Raw genomic sequence first — 23183 nt, 5'->3', positions numbered from 1 at the left:
ACACAAGAGCAGGAGGCGTGAATGATTGGTGCATTGGGAAAGGGCATGCTGACCATCGCTGATGGTCCCGAAATGCCCAGTGTCGATGACTTCCTTCCCGATCCGTTCGTTTTTCAGGGCACGCCGTTCGCCATCAACCGCATCATCCTCGTTCGCATCCTTGCGACCGTCATCATGTTGCTGGTTCTCGGAATTACGGCAAGCCGTGCAAAGCTCATCCCCAGCCGTTGGCAGGGAGCAGTCGAATGGTTGATCGAATTCGTCCGTGACAACATCGTCTATCAGGTGATGGGCGAGCTGCGCGGCAAGCGTTATGTGCCGATGATCACCACCGTGTTCTGCACGTTGTTGGTCTTCAATCTGTGTGGCATCATCCCAGGCTTCAATATCGCGGCAAGCGCAACCATTACGCTGCCGCTGGTATTCGCCATGTGGTGCTTCTGCCAATACTGGATTGCAGGCATTCGTGAAAAGGGCCTCGGCCACTTCCTGAGGGATGAGATCTTCCCGAAGGGTGTTCCGGCCCCGATCTACATTCTGCTGTCCCCGATTCAGCTGCTTGAGCTGCTGATTATCCGTCCGTTCTCGTTGACGATCCGACTGTTCGCCAACATGGTTTCGGGCCACTTGATTCTTGCGCTGTGCCTTTCGGCCACGCAGTACTTCCTCATTGATGTGGTGAACAAGGTGTTCATGCCATTCGGCGTCGTCACCTTCGCGGCTGGCATGTTCATGTTCCTGTTCGAAGCGCTGGTCGCTTGCCTGCAGGCTTACATCTTCGCCATCCTGACCACCGCATACATCAATATGAGCTATCCGGAGATCGACTGACCGCCGGCTTTTTAATTGTTGCTTCTTGTCAAGCAATAACCAGAAAGGAAACAATCATGGATATCGTTACCCTCGCTGAGGTTGCCGGCAACCTGAACGTCGTTGGCTACGGCCTCGCCGCCATCGGCCCTGGCATCGGTCTGGGCATCCTGATCGGCAAGACCATCGAAGGCACCGCTCGCCAGCCTGAGCTCGGCAGCCGTCTGCAGACCCTCATGTTCCTGGGTCTGGCATTCGTCGAGGTGCTGGCACTGCTCGGCTTCGTGCTCGCCTTCATCAAGTAAGACTTGATTCAAGGTAACACCGAAGACGCAAACGAACATGAAAGGAGGAAGACACTATGGTGACCGCAGCTAGCGAAATGGAATTGTTCCTTCCGAAAAGCTACGACATTTTCTGGTCGTTGGTCATTCTGATCATCGTCGCCGTGTTCTTCTACAAGTTCTTCCTGCCGAAGTTCCAGGCCGTGTTCGATGAGCGCGCTGCCAAGATCGAAGGTGGCATCGCCAAGGCCGAACAGGCCCAGAAAGATGCCGATGAAGCCAAGGCGAAGTATGAGGCTCAGCTGAGCAAAGCTCGCGTCGAGGCATCCAAGATCCGTGACGACGCACGTACGGAGGCATCGCATATCATCGCTGACGCGCGCACTCGTGCCGAAAACGATGCGGCGCAGATCACCGCCACCGCCCAGCGTTCCATCGAATCGCAGCAGCAGCAGGCTCTGGTGAGCCTCAAGGGTGAGGTCGGCGTGCTGGCAACGGCACTGGCCGGCAAGATCCTGGGTAGCAAGCTCGAGAATGACGATGTGCAGTCGTCGATGATCGACCAGATGATCGCCGACTTGGACAGCGACAAGAAGTGATCGAAACCTTCAAGAAAGGGAGGTGACCAATGCGAGGAGAAGCATCGCGTATCGCAGACCGCGTATCGCGTGACTCGCTGGCCCCCAAGCTGCGTGACAGCGGTGAGGACGCATGGCGTATCGGGAACGAACTGTTCACGATCACCAGCGCGCTTGACCACAATATCCAGCTTGAACGTGCCCTCACCGACCCGTCGCGCCCAGTCGAAGACAAGGTTGCGGTAGTCAAGACTCTGATCGGAGACCAGGCCCATCCGCTCGTGATGGAGATCATGTCCGATCTGGTGTCTCGCCGTTGGAGCCGCGTGTCTGATATCGCCAATGCCGTTGAGGATTTCGGCGTTGATGGCATGATGTACTACGCGGATTACACCAATACGACTTTGCAGGTCTCCATCGAGCTCGCAGAGTTGCATTCCGCACTGCTCAACCTTCCGGTCGTGCGTACCAAGCTGTATGACGCAACCGTTTCCAGTGAAGCCCGTGTCAAGCTGCTGTACAGCCTGATTGGAGACGCGGATTTCACCAAGGTGACCAAGCGTCTGGCCGAACACGCGACCTGCAATCTGCGCAATCGCCGCTACTTGCAGACCATTCAGTGGCTGATCAACAAATTCTCCCGCCATATGGGCGAATCGATGGTCACTGTTACCACGGCAACGCCGTTGAGCAAGGAGCAGGTGGAAAAGCTCATCGCCATTTACTCGGCGAAGACCGGTCATCCGGTGCACATCAACTCGGTGGTCGATCCGACCGTCATGGGTGGCATGCGCATCCAGGTGGGCGACGAGGTCACCGACAACACGGTGGTCGCACAGCTGCAGCATCTTCAGCGCACGGTGAAGGCAACCGCCTGACGGTTCGCCGCACGGTGAACAAGCCTGAAACAAGACTTGACTGAATTTATAAACAACAATAAGGAGTGATCATGGCAGAACTTACCATTGATCCCACCACGATACGCAAGGCGCTCGATGAGTTCGTCGAGTCGTACAAGCCGTCGGATACCCCGACTCAGGAAGTCGGTTATGTCGCGACTGCTGGCGACGGCATTGCGCACGTGACGGGACTGCCTGGTTGCATGGCCAATGAGCTGCTGACCTTCGAAGACGGCACGCTTGGCCTGGCGTTCAACCTTGACGCCCGCGAGATCGGCGTGGTTATTCTCGGCGACTTCGCAGGTATCGAGGAAGGCCAGGAAGTGCGTCGTACCGGCGAAGTGCTCTCCGTGCCCGTCGGCGACGGCTACCTTGGCCGCGTCGTGGACCCGCTAGGCAACCCGATTGATGGTCTTGGCGAGATCAAGACCGAAGGCCGTCGTATTCTCGAGGCCCAGGCACCTGACGTTATGCATCGTCATCCGGTTGACGAGCCAATGTCCACCGGTCTGAAGGCCATCGACGCAATGACGCCTATCGGCCGTGGCCAGCGCCAGCTCATCATTGGCGACCGCCAGACCGGTAAGACCGCTATCGCAATCGATACGATCATCAACCAGAAGCGTAATTGGGAATCCGGTGATCCGAAGAAGCAGGTCCGCTGCATCTACGTGGCCATCGGCCAGAAGGGCTCCACCATCGCATCGGTGAAGCAGTCCCTCGAAGAGTCCGGCGCCATGGAGTACACCACTATCGTGGCCTCCCCGGCTTCCGATTCCGCAGGTTTCAAGTACATCGCACCGTACACCGGTTCCGCCATCGGACAGCACTGGATGTACAACGGCAAGCACGTGCTCATCGTCTTCGACGATCTGTCGAAGCAGGCTGAAGCCTACCGTTCGATCTCCCTGCTGCTGCGCCGCCCGCCGGGACGTGAGGCATACCCGGGCGATGTGTTCTACCTGCATTCCCGTCTGCTCGAACGCTGCGCCAAGGTTTCCGATGACCTCGGCGGCGGTTCGATGACCGGCCTGCCGATCGTCGAAACCAAGGCAAACGACGTGTCCGCATACATTCCGACCAACGTGATCTCCATCACCGACGGTCAGATCTTCCTGCAGTCCGACCTGTTCAACGCGAACCAGCGTCCGGCTGTCGACGTCGGCATCTCCGTGTCCCGAGTTGGTGGCGCGGCACAGACCAAGGCGTTGAAGAAGGTCTCCGGCACGCTGAAGATCTCCTTGGCCCAGTACCGTTCCCTGGAATCCTTCGCCATGTTCGCTTCCGATCTGGATGCGGCTTCGAAGGCCCAGCTGAACCGTGGTTCCCACTTGACCGAGCTGCTCAAGCAGCCGCAGTTCTCCCCGTATTCCATGGAACAGGAAGTCGTCTCCGTGTGGGCCGGCACCCATGGCAAGATGGATGATCTGCCGCTGAACGACGTGCTGCCGTTCGAGAAGGCCATGCTGGACTACCTGGACCACAACACCGATATTCTCAAGACCATCCGCGAGACCGAAGATTTCACCGCCGACACCGAGGCTGCCCTCGACAAGGCTGTGGAAGCGTTCCGTGAGACTTTCGTGACCAGCGCGGGCAAGCCGCTGGTCGAGAAGAAGCCTAACATCAAGAACGCCACCCCGGTCGAGCAGGAAAAGATCGTCGCAGGAGAGAAGTGATCCATGGGCTCGCAACTCGCATTGAAATCTAGGATCGCCTCCACCGCGTCGTTGGAGAAAATCTTCAACGCGCAGGAGATGATCGCGTCTTCGCATATCGCCAAGGCACGTGACGTCGCCTTGAACGCGAAGCCGTATACCGATGCGATTTTCGACGCCGTGCAAGCGCTGGTGGCCCACACCCATATCGACCATCCGATCGTGAAGAAGGACGAGGACAACCCTCGCGTGGCTGTCCTCGCCCTCACCTCGGATCGTGGTATGGCGGGTCCGTACACCTCCTCGATCATCCGCGAAACGGAATCGCTGCTGGCCCGCCTCGATGCGGCAGGCAAGCAGCCGGAACTGTATGTGTATGGTCGTCGCGGTGTGACGTACTACAAGTACCGCAATCGTGATGTTGCCGGTACTTGGGAAGGCGATACCGACCAGCCCGGCGTGGAAGTCGCAGAGTCCATCTCGAAGGCACTGATGGACGCCTACATGAAGCCGGCGAGCGAAGGTGGAGTTTCCGAACTCTACATTGTGTTCACCGAATTCGTGAATATGGTCGTTCAGAAGGTGCGCGTGCTGCGTATGCTGCCCGTTGAACTCGTGCTTCCGGAACAGCAGGACTCCGGCCCTGTGCCCGAATCCGATGCCGATGCCGCGACCCCGCTTTATGCGTTCGAGCCGAGCGTCGACGAAGTGCTTGACGCGATTCTGCCGAAGTACATCCAGTCCCGTATTCATGAATGCCTGCTCACCGCGGCGGCATCCGAGACTGCAAGCCGACAGAACGCCATGCATACGGCTACAGACAACGCCCGCAGCCTGATCGACGACCTGACCCGCAAGCTCAACGCTTCGCGACAGGCTTCGATTACCCAGGAACTTACCGAAATCATCGGCAGCGCCGACGCGCTGAATAAGAAGGAAGAGTAGGAACGCATATGGCTGAGAATCAGACCACAGCGGCTCCCGAGACGGCTGCAGAGCCGACCACTGGACGCGTCACGCGTATCCAGGGTTCGGTTATCGACGTCGAATTCCCGGTGGGCCACCTGCCCGACATTTACAACGCACTTACCGTTGAGCTGACCAACACCGCCAACGAAGAGGGCGAAACCACGAAGAAGATCACGCTTGAGGTCGAACAGCACCTTGGCGACTCTACCGTGCGTACCGTGGCGCTGAAGCCGACCGACGGCCTCGTTCGTGGCGCCACCGTGCTCGACACCGGCGGTCCGATCTCCGTTCCTGTTGGCGATGTCACCAAGGGTCACGTGTTCGACGTGTCCGGCAACATCCTCAACAAGAAGGATGACGAAACCATCACGGTCACCGAGCGTTGGCCTATCCACCGCAACCCGCCGGCATTCGATCAGCTGGAATCCAAGACCCAGATGTTCGAAACCGGTATCAAGGTCATCGATTTGCTGACCCCGTACGTGCAGGGCGGCAAGATCGGTCTGTTCGGTGGCGCAGGCGTCGGCAAGACCGTGCTTATTCAGGAAATGATCCAGCGAGTCGCCCAGAACCACGGCGGTGTGTCCGTGTTCGCAGGCGTCGGCGAGCGTACCCGTGAGGGTAACGATCTGATCGGCGAAATGGATGAGGCTGGCGTTCTTGAGAAGACCGCACTGGTCTTCGGCCAGATGGATGAGCAGCCGGGTACCCGTCTGCGCGTGCCGCTGACCGCACTGACCATGGCAGAGTACTTCCGTGACGTGCAAAATCAGGACGTGCTGCTGTTCATCGATAACATCTTCCGTTTCACCCAGGCTGGTTCCGAGGTGTCCACCCTGCTCGGCCGTATGCCGTCCGCAGTGGGCTACCAGCCGAACCTGGCTGACGAAATGGGTGCCCTGCAGGAGCGCATCACTTCGACCCGCGGTCACTCCATCACCTCGCTGCAGGCCATCTACGTGCCGGCCGATGATTACACCGACCCGGCTCCTGCAACGACCTTCGCCCACTTGGATGCAACCACCGAGCTTTCCCGTGACATCGCTTCCAAGGGTATCTATCCGGCAGTGGACCCGCTGAGCTCCACCTCGCGAATCCTTGATCCGCGTTACGTGGGCCAGGCTCACTACGATTGCGCGAACCGCGTCAAGGCGATTCTGCAGCGTAACAAGGAGCTGCAGGACATCATCGCTCTGATCGGTATCGACGAACTCGGCGAAGAAGACAAGACCACCGTGAACCGCGCTCGTAAGATCGAGCAGTTCCTCGGCCAGAACTTCTACGTCGCTGAAAAGTTCACCGGTCGTCCGGGCTCCTACGTGCCGGCCGATGAGACCATCGAAGCGTTCACCCGCATTTGCGACGGCGTGTACGACGACGTTCCGGAGCAGGCATTCTCCGGTATCGGCGGCATCGACGATCTCGAGAAGAAGTGGCACGACATGCAGAAGGAATACGGTGCGTGATGGCCGGATTGACAATGCAGGTGAACATCGTCGCCGCCGACCACCCCGTGTGGCACGGTACGGCGAAGTCCGTCACCATTCCTGCCTCTGAAGGCGGAATGGGCATCCTGCCCAACCACGAGCCTGTATTGACCGTAATCAAGGAAGGAACCATCGTTGTGGTGGATCCGGATGGCAGCCGTCGCTCCTTCGAAGTGACCGACGGTTTCATCTCCTTCGATTCGAACAAGCTCACCGTTGCGGTTGAGCGTGGACGTGACGTCAAGATGGCAGAGTAGCACTCGGTAGCATACTTCTGACGGTCCGTCTGTTGCGATTGCAGCAATTGCATATGATTGCGATTCTGTAGTTGCAGCAGACGGACTGTTTTTTTTTTAAAAAAAGATTAATCAAAACAAAAATAGGATTGTACATATCGTGGGATTCATGGCTTACGACAATCATGGTAGGGTAGTGCCTCGTGCGAATTATTGTTGCTGATTGCTCTGCCGAATATTCCGGGCGTTTGAATGCGTCCTTGCCGCTCGCCAAGCGTGTGTTGCTTATCAAAGCCGATAACAGTCTGCTGATTTTCTCCGAACTTGGTTCGTACAAGCCACTCAACTGGATGGCGGCGCCCTGCACCATCAAAGACATCACTCCGGAACATGCCGACGACGACGTGACTACGGAGGTTCCGCAGAAAGTCATTCGTGCTTCGGCGGATAAATCCAATGACGTGCTCGAAGTGACATTGCAGCATATTTATTCCGACGAAACATACGATTTGGGCGAAGATCCGGGGCTGATCAAAGACGGTGTCGAAGACCATCTGCAGAAGTATCTGGCCGAACAGATCGAACGCATCGGGGAAGGTGCGACATTGGTGCGCCGCGAATACCCGACCGCCATCGGACCGGTCGACATTATGGCCATCGACGGCAGTGGCAAGCATGTTGCCATCGAAATCAAACGTAACGGCGGCATCGATGGCGTGGAGCAGCTCACCCGTTACTGCGAGCTGTTGAACCGAGACCCGCTGTTGGCCCCCGTGCGTGGCATTTTCGCCGCGCAGACCATCACGCCGCAAGCCCGCGTGCTCGCTCAGGACCGCGGCTTCGACTGCCTGATCCTCGACTATGACGAAATGAAAGGTGCCGAAGACGACTCCCTACGACTCTTCTAGCTTATAAAAAACTCCCTGTTGTTATGCAGGGAGTTTTTTATAAGCGAATCGTGATGTAGATCAGTAGGCGGCGAGGATGTCGACTACGAAGACCAACGTGGAGTTCGCTGGAATCTTGCCGGAATCCTTGTCTCCATAGCCAAGGTCCGGCGGCACGACCAGCAGCACCTGCGAGCCGACGGTATGCCCTGCCAAGCCCTGCTTCCAACCGGTGATCACCTCATCAAGCGAGAAGCTCGACGAAGCACCGCGATCCCACGAGGAATCGAACTGTGTGCCGTCAAGCAGCCAGCCGGTATAGTGCGCGATCACGGTCTGCGTATCCTTGACCTCGGCGCCTTCGCCCCTGATCAAATCCTGCGAGATCAACGTGTCGGAACCCTTGTATCCGTTCATATCGATCGACGGCTTGCCATCCTTCGCAAGCGTCACCTTCGGCAGATCGGCAGGAACGTCAAGCACCTTCGTGCCCGTTGCCTTCGTCAGATCCTTCGACTTCGACACGATCGTGAGCACCATCAAATAGGAGGTGCCAGCGGAATTCGAATCGTTCACACCGAACGCAAGCGTGGCGTTAAGCTTCTGATCCTTGAAAATGTTGTAATAATCCTCAGTCATCTGACTGGTGTCGGAAGTGACCACCGTAGAGCAATCGGGGGTGTTTTTCTCCCAGGTGCTCATGAGTTCGGAACCATCCTTGACATTGATGGCGATACCCTGCGTGCATATGCGGTCGCCGTCTTCAATCTGGTCGCCATTGCCTTTCTGCAATACGACGTAGCTGTTGTCTTCCACCGTCATAGGGGTTTTGAAGGAGACAGTCGGCTTCTCACCGGGCTTGCCCGTGGCGGTCACACCGGCGATCTGATTCATCTTCGACGAGGAATCGGAAGAAGACGAAGATGAATCGGAGGAGGAATCAGACTTCGTGTCGGAACTTCCGCATGCCGCGAAACCCAAGCACATGATCGTTGTGCAGGCGGCTGCGACGGCTTTGAAAAGAGTAGATTTGCGCATAGGTTCCACTTTAGTGGCAATCGTTGATTTTCATAGTTTTTTCAGGCTTTTGCAGAGAGGCAATGTAGAATAGTGAATGCTATGACTTTATTGCAGGAAGAACAGGAAAAGCCGCAGTCCAAGGCGGGTCCCACGCGACACGCCAAGATTATGCGCGGCATTGTCACGCCTATTTTCGGCTTGCTTGCCATTGCTTGCATCGTGCTTGGCGTCTTGAACGCGACGATTTGGAAGCCCTCGGCACAGGTCACGGCGTCCGCCTCGGTCACGGGATCACAGTATGTGGTCACCGATCCGAATGTGCTGCAATTGGTTGACGATCGCGTCACCATTTCGGCGAAGTCGCGCGACAAATCCGCGAACGTGTGCATCGCCATCGGTTCCGCCCGCGATATCGCCGGATGGATCGCGGGATCCAAATACACGCGCGTCACCGGACTGTCCGACTGGTCCACCCTGTCCACGCTGAAGGCCACGGCTCAGGGCACCGCCGATAATTCCGAAGGCCAGGTCGCCTTCCAGGATTCCGACATGTGGCGCACCGTCAAATGCAATGCCGGTTCCGTTGATATGCAGTTCAAGGGTGCTAATACGAATAATGCCGAGGATTCCGTTGCGATTATCGATTACGGCGATCGCAAGGGAGGCTCGGTCGCGCTTGATTGGAACCGTCGTTCGATGCTGAATTTCGCCATGCCGTTCTATCTTTCCGGCGGATTGCTGGCGATACTTGCGGTGCTTTCGGCTTCCGTGTTTGCCATGCCTCCGCATAAGCGTCGCAACAAGCGCGCGTTTGCCATGGTTGACGGCATCGGTTCCACGCAGGGTGACGATGACGAGGTTGCCGCATGGGTGAAGAACGCCGAAGCGAGTGCCGCCCGTAGCGAAAAGAGCGGGCCGAAGCGTAAGCGTCGTCGTCATGCTGGGCATCGCGCGAGTGGTTCGGAAAATAGCCAAAATGAAGTTGCGCAGCCTACGATTGTCGATCCCGGCGCGCGCAATCTCGTTGCCGATCAGCAGAACGCTGCCGCTGATGGTGTTGAAGAAAACGACGATTTCGAACAGACTTCCGTGATTTCGCAAGACGAGCTTGCCGCGTATTTCGCACGTCTTGCGCAGGAGGAAAGCAGTGCGGCCGCAGCGGCCTCGGGATCTGTAGAATTCGCGGTATCCGATGAAATCAACGTGCCCAACGAAGTTGACGAAATGGCCGTAACGGCCGAGTCGGTCGGATCCAACGAAACATCCGAAAACGACGAATCCGACAACGACAAGTCCGACGAACCTGACAACGAGGAGGCCAAGTGATGAAGAAGCGTTTCAACGTAATCGCGGCGGCCGTGCTCGCATTGGGAATGGTCGTTGGCATGTGCGGATGCGAGGGGCAGCTGCCGCAGCCGAAAACCACGCAACGTCAAGATGCGCCGAATCTGACCGCCAAGCAAGAGAAAACCATCCGTACGAATATTCTCAAAACGCTTGACCAGTGCAATAACGATCGCAATATCGACGCCCTCGGTTCGATTTTGGAGGGGCCGGAACTTGAGATTCGCACTAGCGAACTTCATGTGGCGCAGGTCACGGGCAATCTTGACCGCAAGACCACGATTCCAACTGATCTTGCGCAGGCCGTGATTTCCACGGACAGTGGATGGCCGCGTTCGGTGTTTTCCATCACTTCCACCACGGATGACCAGCAGTCCAAGCGTCTGCTGGTGTTCCGCCAGGATTCCGCACGTCAGAACTACAAGTTGTGGGGTGTGGCACGACTGTTTTCGGGCGTGAAGATGCCGAGTTTTGAGATTTCCAAAACCGGTAGCGAGCAGGGAACGGAAAAAGACACCGGTCTGGTCATGACTCCGAAGGATGCGGTCGCCGCGTATGCCGACGTGTTGCAGAATGGTGCGTCCAGCCAGTATGCGCAGAAGTTTGCCGACGACGATTTGCGTACGAAGCTTGCCGATCTGACCGAACAGGTGCAGAAGGCCATGGAGTTGAACGAGGGATCGCAGCAGCAGGTGTTCACACCGGTTGACGATGCCATCAGCGTTATGCGTTCCGCGGATGGTGGCGATCTGGTGGTGGCGCAGATCAATTCCGAATGGACGCGTTCAGCTGGCTCCGGCCGTGAGTCGCAGCCTGCTTCCGATGCGGAAAAAGCGCTGTTTGGCGACGGTCAGGCCACCAGCACCATGAAAACCACGTATGTGAATGTGGTCGCGCTGTACGTGCCTCCGGCAAATTCTGACGCGAAGATCACTGCAGTCGGTTCCGAGCGCCAGCCGGTTCGTGTTGAGGCACTGTGATCGTGGCAGTCGCACGAATGCGCGTAAGCTTGGGGCGAACGTTTGCAATGCGTGTTACGCCGGGCGCTTAATGTTGTTGATTGTTGATATTTAGGAGGCAAGCATGGCAGGTCAAAGGCCGTTTAATCCGGGAGTTTCCTTGGCGGGAGCCGTCGATCTTGAAGCGTTGAAGCATCAGGTGAAGGCCGAACCGGGGCAGGCTGGAGGCGCTCCGGCCGCAGGCGGTTATGTGATCGACACCACGGAGAACACGTTCCAGGCCATGGTGCAGACGTCGGCCACGTTCCCGATCCTGTTGCTGCTGTGGGTGCCGACCGATGATCGCCTGTTCGACATGGCACGCCAGCTGGGCGATGCCGTGAACCAGTTGAACGGCCAGATTCAGCTGTCTCGTATCGATATCGCGTCGAATTCGTCGATCGCGCAGGCGTTCCAAGTGCAGGGTGCGCCTGCATTGTTCGCGTTGATCAACGGCCGTCCGATGCCGATTTTGCAGGGCTTGCCGTCCGCTGAGGAAATGCAGCAGATCGTGGATACGGTGATTCCGAATCTGGTCGCAGCCGCGCAGCAGGCCGGTGTGACCGGTTCCGCGCCGTATTCCGGCGATCCGAATTCCGATGCGGCAAACTCGGCTTCCGCTGCCGGCGCCCAGGAGCAGGTGCCTCCGGAGCATCAGGAGGCGTATATGCTGGCACAGCAGGGCGATTACGCTGGCGCCGCAGCCGCGTACGAGAAGGTGCTTGAAGCCGATCCGAACGATGCGCGTGCCGCCCGCGAGCGTGCGAAGGCGTTGCTGTTGGCCCGTTCCGCCAATGCGAACGTGCGTGAGGTGCGTGCCGCCGCTGCCGACAATCCCGATGATGTTGAAGCACAGCTTGCCGTCGCTGACATTGATATGATCGGCGGTCAGATTCAGGATGCGTTCGATCGTTTGCTGGATTTCGTTGCGGCCGGCCATAAGGCCGATATTGAACCGGTGCGCAAGCGTCTGCTGGAATATTTCACGATTCCTGAGCCGACCGACGAGCGTTTGAAGCGCGCCCGCCGTCGCCTCGCCACGCTCATGTACTGACTCGTTTATTGACTTTAGGTACCGTTTAGGTACCGCTCAACCGTAGGCTGCGCAACTACATCGTTCTTTACGGCCTACGGTTGTTTTTTAAAAGACTTATTCCATACGGTTGGTGCCGAAATAGTCGAGGAATTGCGGTCCGTCTGCTTCCAGTTCGTCTTCGAATTCGGATTTCCATCGTGAATATGGATTCGCGGCAAGCCCTTCATTGCTGAACCGCGATTGGTCGGTGATTTCGGTGGTGCAGAATTTCGGGATCACCAGATTGGTGACCGGCCCGATACGTTCCGCTTCCGCAATGATCAGGGGAGCGTTGGTGCCTCCGAACACGTCGATGTTCCAGCCGTCCTCATCGATCCAGTCGGTGAAACGGTTTTTGATGGTCACGTGTCCGCCGCGTTTGATGAGCTCCCCTGCGATGCGCGAATCCAAATCGCGGCTCGCCTCATATCGCGTGCCTCCCACGGACGGCCCTTTCACGGTGACTGATCCAAGCCGGAATTCGTCGCGATACTTTTCGAGCACAGCCAGCGGGTCGAGGTCCGGAGTCATGGCAATGCGGACGGACTTTGTTTTCAATCGCACGCGCAGCGCGTAATTATCCTGATGCACGTAATAACTTTGTATGATCAGCGTCGGACTGTCGTTATCATCCAACTGCGTCGGCAGGGCACGGCAGAAAAAACGGCGCGTGTATTCGAAATCGCCTATACTTCTGCCTGAATCCTCAACCATATTTTCAGTCTAGTGGAAAAGACGCTTCAAATGGTGTTATGTTGCTACAAATTTCGTTGTGGCGCACGCTATCTCTCGTTCCTTCCCCGTTCTATGCCCGTTATTCCCCCTTTAGGGTTGGGTGTGCTGTCGAAAGATCCGCCGTAGTTATGTTTTCGCAATAATGATCCGAGATTCGAAGATCGTTTTTCCGTAAAAAGTGTCGCTTTCATCTCAAGGCAGTGTAAAGTAGTTTGACGCACGGGTTTGTAGCTCAGTGGATAGAGCGTCTGTCTCCGGAACAGAAGGTCGTGGGTTCGATCCCCATCAAGCCCACACAAAGACATGTGAAGGGCCGGTGCAGGGAGCCGGTATTTGGAACATGGGACAATGCGTGTCGATTCCATGGGTACAGTGATTGCTTGAGATTGCGTTGTCGTGGTTTGCCGCGGCCTGAACGCAAGCAACATGCATAACACATTCTTCAAAGGAGAACATTATGAGCGAGAAGATGGAAGCGGTTGCGACTTCTGAAGCCCCGGCGGCGCTGGGTGCATACAGCCAGGCCGTGAAGGCCAACGGTTTCGTGTTCGTCTCCGGCCAGCTGGGCATCGACCCAGTCACCGGCGAACTGGCTGGCGAAACCGCCGGCGAGCAGGCAGCCCAGGCACTGAAGAACATCAAGCACATTCTTGACGCCGCAGGCACCGGCATCGAACACGTCTGCCGCGCCACCATCTACATGAAGAACGTCGAAGACTTCCACGAGATCGACGACGTGTATGCGCAGGCCTTCATCGGCTCCGTGAAGCCGGCCCGCGTCGCGTTCGGCGGCAACAACATTCCGAAGGGCGCTCTCGTTGAGATCGACGCCATCGCTGTGCTCTGATTTCAGTGCGCTGATTGCAAATCTCCAGAAAATCCTTTTCAGGCTCGTATGCGGTTTCTTACGCTGCATGCGAGCCTGTTTTTGTTTATGCAATCTCAGGATTGCCGCTAAAAGTGAACGGCAGGCAACATGATTCCACCGATTTCCGTATAGTAATGCGATTGGGTATTGTGCAAACGCATGCAAACGCAAGAACGCAAGAACGCGCCCATCCAAATATGAAGGAGCAGTCGCGCATGGCCGAATCGCAAGTCAACGCATCCACTGCAGACACTGACGCCGCTGAATCCGCTGAAGCCGAGCAGGGCGGTCTTGAACGCAAGATGGAAACCCGCCATCTGACCATGATTTCGCTGGGTGGTGTGATCGGCACTGGCTTGTTCCTCAGCTCCGGCTACACGATTCACCAAGCCGGCCCTCTTGGCGCGATCATCGCGTATGGCATCGGATCCATGCTTGTGTATTTTGTGATGCTCAGCCTTGGCGAACTGTCGGTGGCCATGCCGTATGCAGGCAGCTTCCACCTGTATGCGAAGCGTTTCATCGGCCCCGGCACCGCGTTCACCATCGCCGTGCTGTACTGGCTGAATTGGGCGGTGGCGCTCGCTTCGGAATTCACTGCAGCCGGTCTGCTGATGCAACGTTGGTTTCCTGATTCGCCCGCGTGGATTTGGTCCGCCGCCTTCATTGCGGTGGTGTTCATGCTCAATATTCTGTCGGTGAGGCTGTATGGCGAATCGGAATTCTGGTTCGCATCCATTAAGGTGTTTGCGATTATCGTGTTCATTGTGATCGGCTTGCTTGCCATGTTTGGTGCGATTCCGATTGCCGGTTACGATCACGCACCGCTGTTTGAGAATTTCTATAATGACGGCTGGTTCCCCAATGGTGTGCTGCCGATTTTTTCGACGCTGCTGACGGTGGTGTTCGCGTTTTCCGGCACTGAGGTTGTTGGCGTTGCGGCGGGGGAGACGAAGGATCCGGCGCAGGCGATTCCGAAGGCCGTGCATACCACGGTGTTGCGTCTTGCGATTTTTTTCATCGGTTCGATTGCGGTGATGTCCGCGCTGATTCCGTGGCATCGGTCAGGCGTCGACACGAGTCCGTTTGTGCTCGTGTTCCAGTCGATCGGCATGCCGTTTGCCGGCGATGTGATGAATTTCGTGGTGTTGACGGCAGTGCTTTCCGCTGCGAATTCCGGCTTGTACGTGTGCTCGCGCATGGTCTGGTCGCTTGCGCAGGAGGGTATGATCCCGCGCGTGCTCGGCAAGACGAATTTCCATGGTGTGCCCGTGTTCGCGGTGCTGTTCAGCATGGCTGGATCGCTGTTGGCGTTGTTGTCTTCCGTGGTTGCCGCTTCGACGGTGTATTTGGCGTTGGTTGCGGTTTCCGGCTTGGCCACACTGGTGGTGTGGGCGTCGGTTTCCGTCTGCCACTTGCGTTTCCGCAAGCAGTGGCTTGATCAAGGGCATTCGGCTGACGATTTGAAGTATCGTGCCCCCGGTTTCCCGTTCGTGCCGATTGCTGCGATTGTGATGTGCATCGGCGCGTTGGTTTTGGTGATTTGCGATTCGTCGCAGCGTTCCACATTGCTGTATATGATTCCGTTCGTTGCGATCTGCTATATCGGCTATTACGCTTCGGTGGCTTGGCGCAGGAAGCATGGCGAACTGCAGGATGATACGCGGGGCGATACGCAAGGCTGATTCTGTCTGCATAATCGGTAGACTTGGAGGAATGAGTCCAGAAGCGCTTAGTGAACTGATTTTCAATATTGCCAACAACCTTGTGAATGAAGGCAAGGCTGGCACCCTGACCACCGATCTCATCCCTCCGCAGACCAAATTCGCCGTCATGCGTCCGAAGGACCGCGCACACGGCGATTGGGCATCGAACGCGGCCATGCAGCTGGCCAAGAAGGCCGGCATGAAGCCTCACGATTTCGCCGAATTGTTCGCCGCGGAACTCGCCAATGCCGATGGCATCAAGTCCGTGGAAGTGGCCGGCCCCGGCTTCATTAACATTGTGCTTGATTCCGCGTCCGCCGCAGCCGTGGTTGACACTGTGCTTAACGAGGGCGCGAACTACGGCAAGAACGACCATCTTTCCGGCAAAACCCTGAATCTTGAATTCGTGTCCGCCAATCCGACCGGTCCGATCCATATCGGCGGCACCCGTTGGGCCGCGGTCGGCGACTCCATGGCCCGCGTGCTTGAGGCGAACGGTGCCAAGGTGGTGCGCGAATACTATTTCAACGATCACGGCGAGCAGATCAACCGTTTCGCCAAGTCGCTGGTCGCGGCAGCCCACGGTGAGGAAACCCCGATCGACGGTTACAAGGGCGCTTATATCGATGAGATCGCACGTCGCGTCATCGATGAGGCAAAAGCCGACGGTATTGCGATTCTCGACCTGCCGCGCGTCGACGGTGGCGTTGACAACGATGGCAATCCGCTGGGTGAGGGCGATTCCGAACAGCGTGAGGAATTCCGCAAGCGTGCAGTGCCGATGATGTTCGACGAAATCCGCAAATCCATGAAGGATTTCCGTGTGAATTTCGACGTGTGGTTCCATGAGAACAGCTTGTATTCCGATGGCGAAGTCGACAAGGCGATCGCCGATCTGCGTGAACGCGGCGACATTTACGAAAAGGATGGCGCAACCTGGTTCGAATCCACCAAGCATGGTGACGACAAGGATCGTGTGATTATCAAGTCCGACGGCAACTACGCGTATTTCGCAGCTGATATTGCTTACTATCGCAACAAGCGTCATCGTGACAACGATCCGGCAGACATCGCCATTTACATGCTGGGTGCCGACCATCACGGCTATATCGGCCGCATGATGGCCATGTGCGCCGCATTCGGCGACGAACCTGGCGAAAACATGCAGATTCTTATCGGCCAGCTCGTCAACGTGCTGAAGGACGGCAAGGCAGTGCGCATGTCGAAGCGCGCCGGCAATGTGGTGACCATCGACGATCTGACCGACGCTATCGGCGTGGATGCCTCCCGTTATTCGTTGGCACGCACCGACTACAATTCCCCGGTCGACATCGACCTGAACCTGCTCGCTTCGCATTCCAACGAGAATCCGGTGTACTACGTGCAGTATGCGCACGCCCGCTCCTGCAATGTGGATCGCAATGCGGCTGCTGCCGGCATCACCTACGAGGGTGCCGACGTGAGCCTGCTCGACACCGCCGCCGACGGCGAAGTGCTTGCCGCGCTCGCCCAGTGGCCGGCCCTGCTGCGCGAAGCCGGAGACCTGCGCGCCCCGCATCGCGTAGCCCATTACTTGGAAGACCTCGCCGCCACCTACCACAAGTGGTACAACGTGGAACGCGTGGTGCCCATGGAGCTCACCGATCCGGAAGCTCGCGGCGAACAGGCTGAAGCCCTGCGCATCGCCAAGGCTCCGGAACCGGCTCGTGCAGCCGCACGTTTGAAGCTCAATGACGCCGTCAAGACGGTTATCGCCGAAGGCCTTGACCTGCTTGGCGTCGCAGCCCCAGACAGGATGTGATCGCCATGGCAGTCACCCCCATCTGGCCGGCCGGCTCCAACGTGAACGAGCAAGGTGAAATCACGTTCCATGGCCGCACTGCCGAAAGCCTGCTGAACGAATTTGGTTCGCCGCTCTACGTCATCGACACCGATGACGTGCGAGCCCGCGCCGCCAAATTCGTCAAATCCGCGGCAAATGCGTTCAACAACACCGTAACCCACGTCAGCTTCGCCGGAAAAGCACTGCTTTCCAAGGAAATCTGCCGTATCGTCACCGAATCCGGCATGCTGATCGACACCTGCACCATGGGCGAGATGCGCATCGCGCTCGCCGCGGGCGTTCCCGGACGGCGACTCGTGCTGCACGGCAACAACAAGTCCGATGCGGAAATCGAACTCGCCATTACCGAAGGCTTCGCCAAAATCGTGGTGGACGAGCCGAACGAGCCGGTCCGCATCGCCGAAATCGCCAAGCGTCTCGGCAAGCGCGCTCGCGTGATGTTGCGTGTTACGTCCGGCATTCATGCGGGCGGCCACGAATTCGTGTCTACCGCGCATGAGGACCAGAAGTTCGGTGTCGCCTTGCTGCCGGTTGGTGCCGATGCAAGCAAGCTGAACGTGCTCGACGATTTGGCTGACGTGACCCCCGCAGGGTCGAACGCACGCCTAGGCGAAAGCGAAGCCACTCCGGGCGAAAGCGCAGAACGCCAACTGCAGTACGACATCAAATACCCGTATGACATGAGCCACGAGAAGGTTTCCGAAGGCGACCGCAAACTCGCCGAAGCCATGACCATGGTGGCTGATGGCCCCGCGCTCGCCGTATTGAAGGAGATCTACCGCCATCAGGACGTGCTCGAACTGGTCGGCGTGCATTCGCATATCGGGTCGAACATTCACGATGCGGACGCCTTTATCCAGGCCGCGAAGCGCATGATGCTGCTGCGCAAGACCTTCTACGCCACCGACGCATACACCCTGCCGGAGGTCGACTTGGGCGGCGGCTATTCCGTGGCCTACACCGATGGCGAGGATTCCATGGATCTCGATACGGAACTTGCCCGCCTTGCCGATGCGGTCACCACCGTGAACCGTGCGCTCGGCATGCCCGCTCCGGTCATCTCGTTCGAGCCGGGCCGTTGGACGGTCGCCCCGACCGGCGTCACCCTGTATCGTGTGGGCACGGTCAAGCCGGTGCAGCTTGCCGGAACCGCGAAAGACAAGGCTGGCAATCCGGTTACGGAACGCGTGTACGTGTCTGTCGACGGCGGCATGAGCGACAATATTCGTCCGGCATTGTATGGATCGGATTACACTGCGAGAATCGCCAATCGTGAGGGTTCCAGCGAAACCAAGCTGTGCCGTGTGGTCGGCATGCACTGCGAATCGGGCGATATCATCGTCAACGAGGTGCGTCTTCCTGCCGATATTCAGCGTGGTGACGTGCTGGCGGTGCCTGTTACGGGTGCATACGGTCGCACGATGGCCAGCAACTACAATCAGGCGCTGATTCCTGCGGTTGTTGCCGTATCCGAGCAAGACGCGCATGTGATGATTCGCCGTCAGACGGTCGATGATCTGCTGGATTGGGATGTGAGCGAATAGCGATTCGTGGCGTTTCGCTCGTGTTTCGTATTGTTCATGGCGATTCGTCTCAAATTACGGATGCAGCGTGGATGCAGTATGGGCGGTTTTCGGGGCAAAGCTCGGAAACCGTCCATTTTCGTATGATTTCGCGGTCTTACGTCATATCGGGACCGTACAATAGGCAGGGTTACACCAATACTTCACATTCAAGGGAGGATGCCTTGGTACAGGAAGATGTTGCGCCGATTCGCGTTGGATTGTTGGGCGCGGGCACGGTCGGCTCTCAGACCGCACGCCTGCTGGTGGAGCAGAAGGATGAGCTCGCCGCACGCATCGGACGACCGATCGAACTGACCGGTGTCGCCTGCCTTGATCCGTCGGAAACCGACCCGTTCCCGTGGATCGACAAGTCCGTGGTGACCACCGACACCATGAGCGTGGCCACCAATGCTGACATTGTGGTCGAACTGATCGGTGGAACCGGCGTGGCCCGCAAGTTCGTGCTTGCGGCCATCGAATCCGGCGCTTCCGTGGTTACCGCCAACAAGGCGCTGTTGGCCAAGTATGGTCCAGAAATCTATGCCGCCGCCGAAGCCAAGGGCGTCGATATCTACTTCGAGGCTTCCGTGGGCGGTGCTATTCCGTTCCTCAAGCCACTGCGTGAATCCCTCGTCGGAGACAAGGTGACGAGCATGCTCGGCATCGTCAACGGCACCACGAACTACATTCTCGACGAAATGACCACCAAGGGTCTTGATTTCGACGACGTGCTGAAGGACGCTCAGGCCAAGGGATACGCCGAAGCGGATCCGACCGGGGACATCGAAGGCTACGATGCGGCCAACAAGGCAGCCATCATGGCCACGCTCGGCTTCCACACCAACGTGACCATCGATGATGTGTCCGTTGAGGGCATCACCAAGATCACCGCCGACGATATTGCTGCCGCAACCGCCGAAAACAAGGTCATCAAGCTGCTGGCCGTGGTGGAGAATGGCGAGGCCGGCGTGTCTGCCCGCGTGTATCCGGCGCTGATTTCCAACGAGCATCCGCTGGCTTCCGTGCATGGTTCCTTTAACGCGGTGTTCGTGAAGGCCGAAGCGGCTGACGATCTGATGTTCTACGGTCGTGGCGCTGGCGGCGCTCCGACCGCTTCCGCAGTGGTCGGCGATGTGGTGACCGAAGCACGTCACATCGCACAGGGCTGCACCGGCCCGACCATTCCGTTGTATAAGGATTTGAAGAAGGCTCCGATCGAGGCTTCCAAGGCCGAGTTCGCGGTGCGTTTCGTGATTCACGACAATCCGGGCGTACTTGCGGCCATTGCGGCCAAGTTCGCCGAACATGGCGTGTCCATCAATGGTGTGAACCAGGATCTCAAGCCCACGCTGAAGGATCCGGGCTACGACGGCGAACTGCAGCAGCTGCGCCTTGTCACGCACATGACCGACGAGCTTACCCTGCGTGAAACCGTGAAAGACGTGTGTGCACTCGACTGCGTGGTTGGCGAGCCTTCCATCCTCCGCGTGCTCAACTAACAGTTATGAGACGGCTGCTCAAATCGTTGCGATTGGGCGGCCGTCTCTTTATTCATATTCCGGCTGCTGTGTTGGGCAATTGCTTGCCGATTGTTTACTCAATCGCCCGATGATTATGGGCTTGAATTTGACTCTTGTACCCTTTCGGGTATACGGTGCTACATTTGTAAAGAAGATGTGACGAAGGACGACGAGATATGACTCCAGTTACTCGTAAAGTGCGTGTGCGTGTTCCGGCTACCAGCGCCAATCTTGGTTCTGGCTTTGATACGGTCGGACTTGCTCTGGACTACCACGACGAACTTGAATTCACGCTGAGCGCCGATCCGGTGAACACTGCGGCTCAGGTGATGATCGAAGGCGAAGGCGCCGATACTCTCCCGCGTGACGAAACCCACTTGGTGGTTTCCACGTTCCGCCGCGCATGCCAGACCTTTGGTCTGGGCCGTGTGGGCTTCATTCTTCAGGCTCACAACAACATTCCTCAGGCACGAGGCATGGGCTCTTCCGCAGAGGCCATTGTGGCGGGCATCGCAGCCGCGGCCGCCTTCGCGCAGGACGACGAACTCAACCGTGATGCCGTGTTTGAGCTTGCTGCGGCCATCGAAGGCCATCCGGACAACGTGGCTCCGGCCGTGTACGGCGGGCTCACCATGTCTTGGGACATGGAAACCCCCGAAGGTGTCGGTTCCGTGCCGATTCCGGGCGGCGAACCGCTGCATAAGGGCTTCCATACCATCAACTATCGCGTTGCCGACGATCTGACCGCCGCCGTGTTCGTGCCGGATTATGAGCTGTCCACCGAAAAGGCACGCCAGGCGCTGCCGGGCCAGCTGGCGTTCAAGGATGCCGTGCACAATGTGTCTCGCGTGAGCCTGCTGCCGGCCGCCATGAATCCTGCGATGCTGGCGACTGGTCAGCGTCAGGACGTCAACGCGTTGCTGTTCGCCGCCACGCAGGATCGTCTGCATCAGCCGTATCGCGCTCCTTTGATGGAACCGTCGTGGACGTTGATCGAAAAGCTGCGTTCCCATGGTTTTGCTTCCATGGTTTCCGGCGCCGGCCCATGCGTGCTCGTGCTGCATCATGGCGACGCTCGCGAACAGCTGGGACAGCTTGCTTCCGAAGAGCTCGCTTCCGGTCATTGGCGTGTGCTGCATTTGGGCGTCGACACCAAGGGTGTGCAGGTGGAACGCGCATGAACAACTCCATTCCGCTGATTCTCGCTTCCAAATCCAAGCCTCGCCGTGACGTGCTTTTCTCGGCGGGCATTTGCCCCACGATTCGCGTATCGAACGTGGACGAGCCGGCGGCGCTCGAACGTGAGGCGGCCGCCATGGGCGTTGCCGTAAGCGATCTGAGCGTGGAACAGCGGGTGATGATTCTCGCTACGGCCAAAGCCGAAGCCGTACATCAGGCGTATCGGAACGTTGCCGCCACCGCTGCGGCGGCGCACGGCGATCGTGTGGTCGGATTTCCGCTGAAAGCCGTTGCCGAATCTTCCGAACATTCGGATAATGCTGAAAATACTGGGGATTCCGCATCTTTAGAACATCATCGTGTTACGTTGCGTGCGGACGAAGTGCAGTCCGCCTCCGATGTGAAGACCCGCGATTTTTCGGGAGTCACCATTCCTACGATCACCGAATCGATTGCTGATTTCGTTGATGGCAAGCCGAGCCTGACCCGTGCGAAAGTCGGTCCGCTGATTCTTGGCTGCGATTCCATGTTCCTGCTTGACGGCGAATGTTACGGCAAGCCGCATAGCGCTGAGGTGGCTCGGGAACGACTGCGTGCCATGCGTGGCGCCACCGGTGAATTGTGGACGGGCCATTGCCTGATCGACTTCGCCACCGGGCGTATCGCGCGAGGCGCGAGCAGGGCAACGCTGCACTTCTGCGAATATTCCGACACCGATATCGAACGGTACATCGCCACCGGAGAACCGTTGGAAGTGGCTGGTTCCTTCACGCTTGAGGGCTTCGGCGGAGCATTCATCGACTCCATCGAAGGCGATCCGCACGGCATTATCGGCCTGAGCCTTCCGCTGGCGCGCCGTTTGGCCGCCGAGCTCGGCGTGGAATGGACTGATCTGTGGAATGTGACGCGAGCCGATCAAGAACCGAACGTCGAACACGATTCGCGAACCGGTGCCGCGAAGCCGCTTCCTCCCAAGGAAAACGTGCATCAGCCGGGTGATGGTTGGATTGATTGCGATTGCGGCCGCAAGCATTGGGGCACGAACGGCGCATCCGGCGTGCTCTTGGCCCGCCGAAGCGAACAGACCGGCGAAGTGACGCACGTTGTCATGCAACATCGCGCGGTGTGGAGCGCGGAAGGTGGCACATGGGGCATTCCAGGAGGTGCCACCGCCGACGGTGAAAGCCCGATCGAGGGCGCGCTGCGCGAATCGTACGAGGAAGCCAACATCACGCCGGAAGATATCGACGTGGTCGGATCATACTGCGAAGACCACGGACCGTGGGCCTACACCACCGTGTTCGCTTTCGAAAAGCCGGGGCACCGCGTGGAGCCGAAGGCCAACGACGACGAAAGCATGGAAATCGAATGGGTGCCGATTGAGGAAGTCCCCAATCGTAAACTGTTGACCGCCATGCGTACCGACTGGCCGAATTTCGCTGCGCGACTCGCTCAAATGGCTGAAAAATAGCGTCTGTTAGCGCTAACCGAAGTTGCGTGTAGAATAGTCGAAAGTACCAAC

General features: G+C 57.8%; 21 protein-coding genes and 1 tRNA gene. 20 read left to right on the top strand and 2 right to left on the bottom strand.

Annotated features, from left to right (window positions below; genetic code table 11):
• Positions 1-21 precede the first annotated feature (21 nt).
• The 9 genes from atpB to nucS all read left to right on the top strand — a co-directional run bounded on the left by atpB (position 22) and on the right by nucS (position 7829).
• The gene (gene atpB, locus KSY55_RS06400) at positions 22-831 is read left to right on the top strand and encodes a F0F1 ATP synthase subunit A (RefSeq protein WP_003833854.1); all 810 of its coding nucleotides are present in this window, start codon (positions 22-24) and stop codon (positions 829-831) included.
• A gap of 56 nt (positions 832-887) precedes the next feature.
• The gene (gene atpE / locus KSY55_RS06395) at positions 888-1115 is read left to right on the top strand and encodes an ATP synthase F0 subunit C (protein ID WP_003809874.1); all 228 of its coding nucleotides are present in this window, start codon (positions 888-890) and stop codon (positions 1113-1115) included.
• Positions 1116-1171: 56 nt separating this feature from the next.
• Positions 1172-1693 carry a F0F1 ATP synthase subunit B gene (locus KSY55_RS06390; RefSeq protein WP_004223295.1) on the top strand — a complete coding sequence of 174 codons (522 nt, stop codon included), beginning with the start codon at positions 1172-1174 and terminating at the stop codon, positions 1691-1693.
• A 29-nt stretch (positions 1694-1722) separates the two neighbouring features.
• Positions 1723-2550 (top strand): F0F1 ATP synthase subunit delta, encoded by an 828-nt coding sequence (locus KSY55_RS06385; RefSeq protein ID WP_004223298.1) that lies wholly within the window; start codon positions 1723-1725, stop codon positions 2548-2550.
• A 71-nt stretch (positions 2551-2621) separates the two neighbouring features.
• Positions 2622-4250, top strand: coding sequence for a F0F1 ATP synthase subunit alpha (gene atpA, locus KSY55_RS06380; RefSeq protein ID WP_065440675.1), 1629 nt, complete (start codon positions 2622-2624; stop codon positions 4248-4250).
• Between the two features lie 3 nt (positions 4251-4253).
• Entirely contained in the window at positions 4254-5174 is a 921-nt protein-coding gene (locus tag KSY55_RS06375) for a F0F1 ATP synthase subunit gamma (RefSeq protein WP_004223300.1), read from the top strand.
• Between the two features lie 8 nt (positions 5175-5182).
• On the top strand, positions 5183-6664 hold the full coding sequence (atpD, locus tag KSY55_RS06370) for a F0F1 ATP synthase subunit beta (protein WP_004223301.1): 1482 nt from the start codon (positions 5183-5185) through the stop codon (positions 6662-6664).
• The gene (locus tag KSY55_RS06365) at positions 6664-6942 is read left to right on the top strand and encodes a F0F1 ATP synthase subunit epsilon (RefSeq protein ID WP_034879774.1); all 279 of its coding nucleotides are present in this window, start codon (positions 6664-6666) and stop codon (positions 6940-6942) included. The genes atpD and KSY55_RS06365 overlap by 1 nt, the downstream gene beginning before the upstream one ends.
• Before the next feature lie 182 nt (positions 6943-7124).
• Positions 7125-7829 (top strand): endonuclease NucS, encoded by a 705-nt coding sequence (nucS, locus tag KSY55_RS06360; protein ID WP_022245574.1) that lies wholly within the window; start codon positions 7125-7127, stop codon positions 7827-7829.
• Between the two features lie 60 nt (positions 7830-7889).
• Here nucS and KSY55_RS06355 read toward each other — a convergent pair whose 3' ends face one another.
• Complete coding sequence (locus KSY55_RS06355) at positions 7890-8846, bottom strand: FKBP-type peptidyl-prolyl cis-trans isomerase (RefSeq protein WP_171842413.1); 957 nt, start codon at positions 8844-8846, stop codon at positions 7890-7892.
• Positions 8847-8927: 81 nt separating this feature from the next.
• On the opposite strand from KSY55_RS06355, the gene KSY55_RS06350 reads away from it, so the two are divergent.
• The 3 genes from KSY55_RS06350 to KSY55_RS06340 all read left to right on the top strand — a co-directional run bounded on the left by KSY55_RS06350 (position 8928) and on the right by KSY55_RS06340 (position 12224).
• Complete coding sequence (locus KSY55_RS06350) at positions 8928-10154, top strand: hypothetical protein (RefSeq protein WP_217749616.1); 1227 nt, start codon at positions 8928-8930, stop codon at positions 10152-10154.
• Complete coding sequence (locus tag KSY55_RS06345) at positions 10154-11152, top strand: hypothetical protein (protein WP_004223315.1); 999 nt, start codon at positions 10154-10156, stop codon at positions 11150-11152. Before KSY55_RS06350 ends, KSY55_RS06345 begins: the two co-directional genes overlap by 1 nt.
• Before the next feature lie 103 nt (positions 11153-11255).
• Positions 11256-12224, top strand: coding sequence for a tetratricopeptide repeat protein (locus tag KSY55_RS06340; RefSeq protein WP_004223317.1), 969 nt, complete (start codon positions 11256-11258; stop codon positions 12222-12224).
• A gap of 96 nt (positions 12225-12320) precedes the next feature.
• Here the strand turns inward: KSY55_RS06340 and KSY55_RS06335 are convergent, their stop codons facing one another.
• On the bottom strand, positions 12321-12959 hold the full coding sequence (locus tag KSY55_RS06335; protein ID WP_217749615.1) for a hypothetical protein: 639 nt from the start codon (positions 12957-12959) through the stop codon (positions 12321-12323).
• A gap of 242 nt (positions 12960-13201) precedes the next feature.
• Between KSY55_RS06335 and KSY55_RS06330 the strand changes: the two genes are divergently transcribed.
• The 8 genes from KSY55_RS06330 to KSY55_RS06295 all read left to right on the top strand — a co-directional run bounded on the left by KSY55_RS06330 (position 13202) and on the right by KSY55_RS06295 (position 23132).
• Positions 13202-13274, top strand: a tRNA-Arg gene (locus KSY55_RS06330).
• 163 nt (positions 13275-13437) lie between these two features.
• A complete protein-coding gene (locus KSY55_RS06325) occupies positions 13438-13827 on the top strand; it encodes a Rid family detoxifying hydrolase (protein ID WP_065437777.1) in 390 nt (129 codons plus the stop codon).
• Positions 13828-14150: 323 nt separating this feature from the next.
• The gene (locus KSY55_RS06320; protein WP_095279597.1) at positions 14151-15533 is read left to right on the top strand and encodes an amino acid permease; all 1383 of its coding nucleotides are present in this window, start codon (positions 14151-14153) and stop codon (positions 15531-15533) included.
• 31 nt (positions 15534-15564) lie between these two features.
• Positions 15565-17355, top strand: coding sequence for an arginine--tRNA ligase (gene argS / locus KSY55_RS06315; RefSeq protein ID WP_065434912.1), 1791 nt, complete (start codon positions 15565-15567; stop codon positions 17353-17355).
• A 5-nt stretch (positions 17356-17360) separates the two neighbouring features.
• Entirely contained in the window at positions 17361-18941 is a 1581-nt protein-coding gene (locus tag KSY55_RS06310; protein WP_117791332.1) for a diaminopimelate decarboxylase, read from the top strand.
• Between the two features lie 203 nt (positions 18942-19144).
• Positions 19145-20461: a homoserine dehydrogenase gene (locus KSY55_RS06305; RefSeq protein WP_022245567.1), complete on the top strand. Its 1317-nt coding sequence runs from the start codon at positions 19145-19147 to the stop codon at positions 20459-20461.
• A 197-nt stretch (positions 20462-20658) separates the two neighbouring features.
• Positions 20659-21663 carry a homoserine kinase gene (thrB, locus tag KSY55_RS06300; RefSeq protein ID WP_004223341.1) on the top strand — a complete coding sequence of 335 codons (1005 nt, stop codon included), beginning with the start codon at positions 20659-20661 and terminating at the stop codon, positions 21661-21663.
• Positions 21660-23132: a Maf family protein gene (locus KSY55_RS06295; RefSeq protein ID WP_004223345.1), complete on the top strand. Its 1473-nt coding sequence runs from the start codon at positions 21660-21662 to the stop codon at positions 23130-23132. The genes thrB and KSY55_RS06295 overlap by 4 nt, the downstream gene beginning before the upstream one ends.
• Positions 23133-23183: the final 51 nt, after the last annotated feature.

The organism is Bifidobacterium sp. MSK.13.1 (assembly GCF_019131435.1).
In the GTDB taxonomy this organism is placed as follows: Bacteria; Actinomycetota; Actinomycetes; order Actinomycetales; family Bifidobacteriaceae; genus Bifidobacterium; species Bifidobacterium pseudocatenulatum.
The sequence above is the reverse complement of the archived record's forward strand: the minus strand, read 5'-3'. Positions and strand labels throughout refer to the sequence as shown.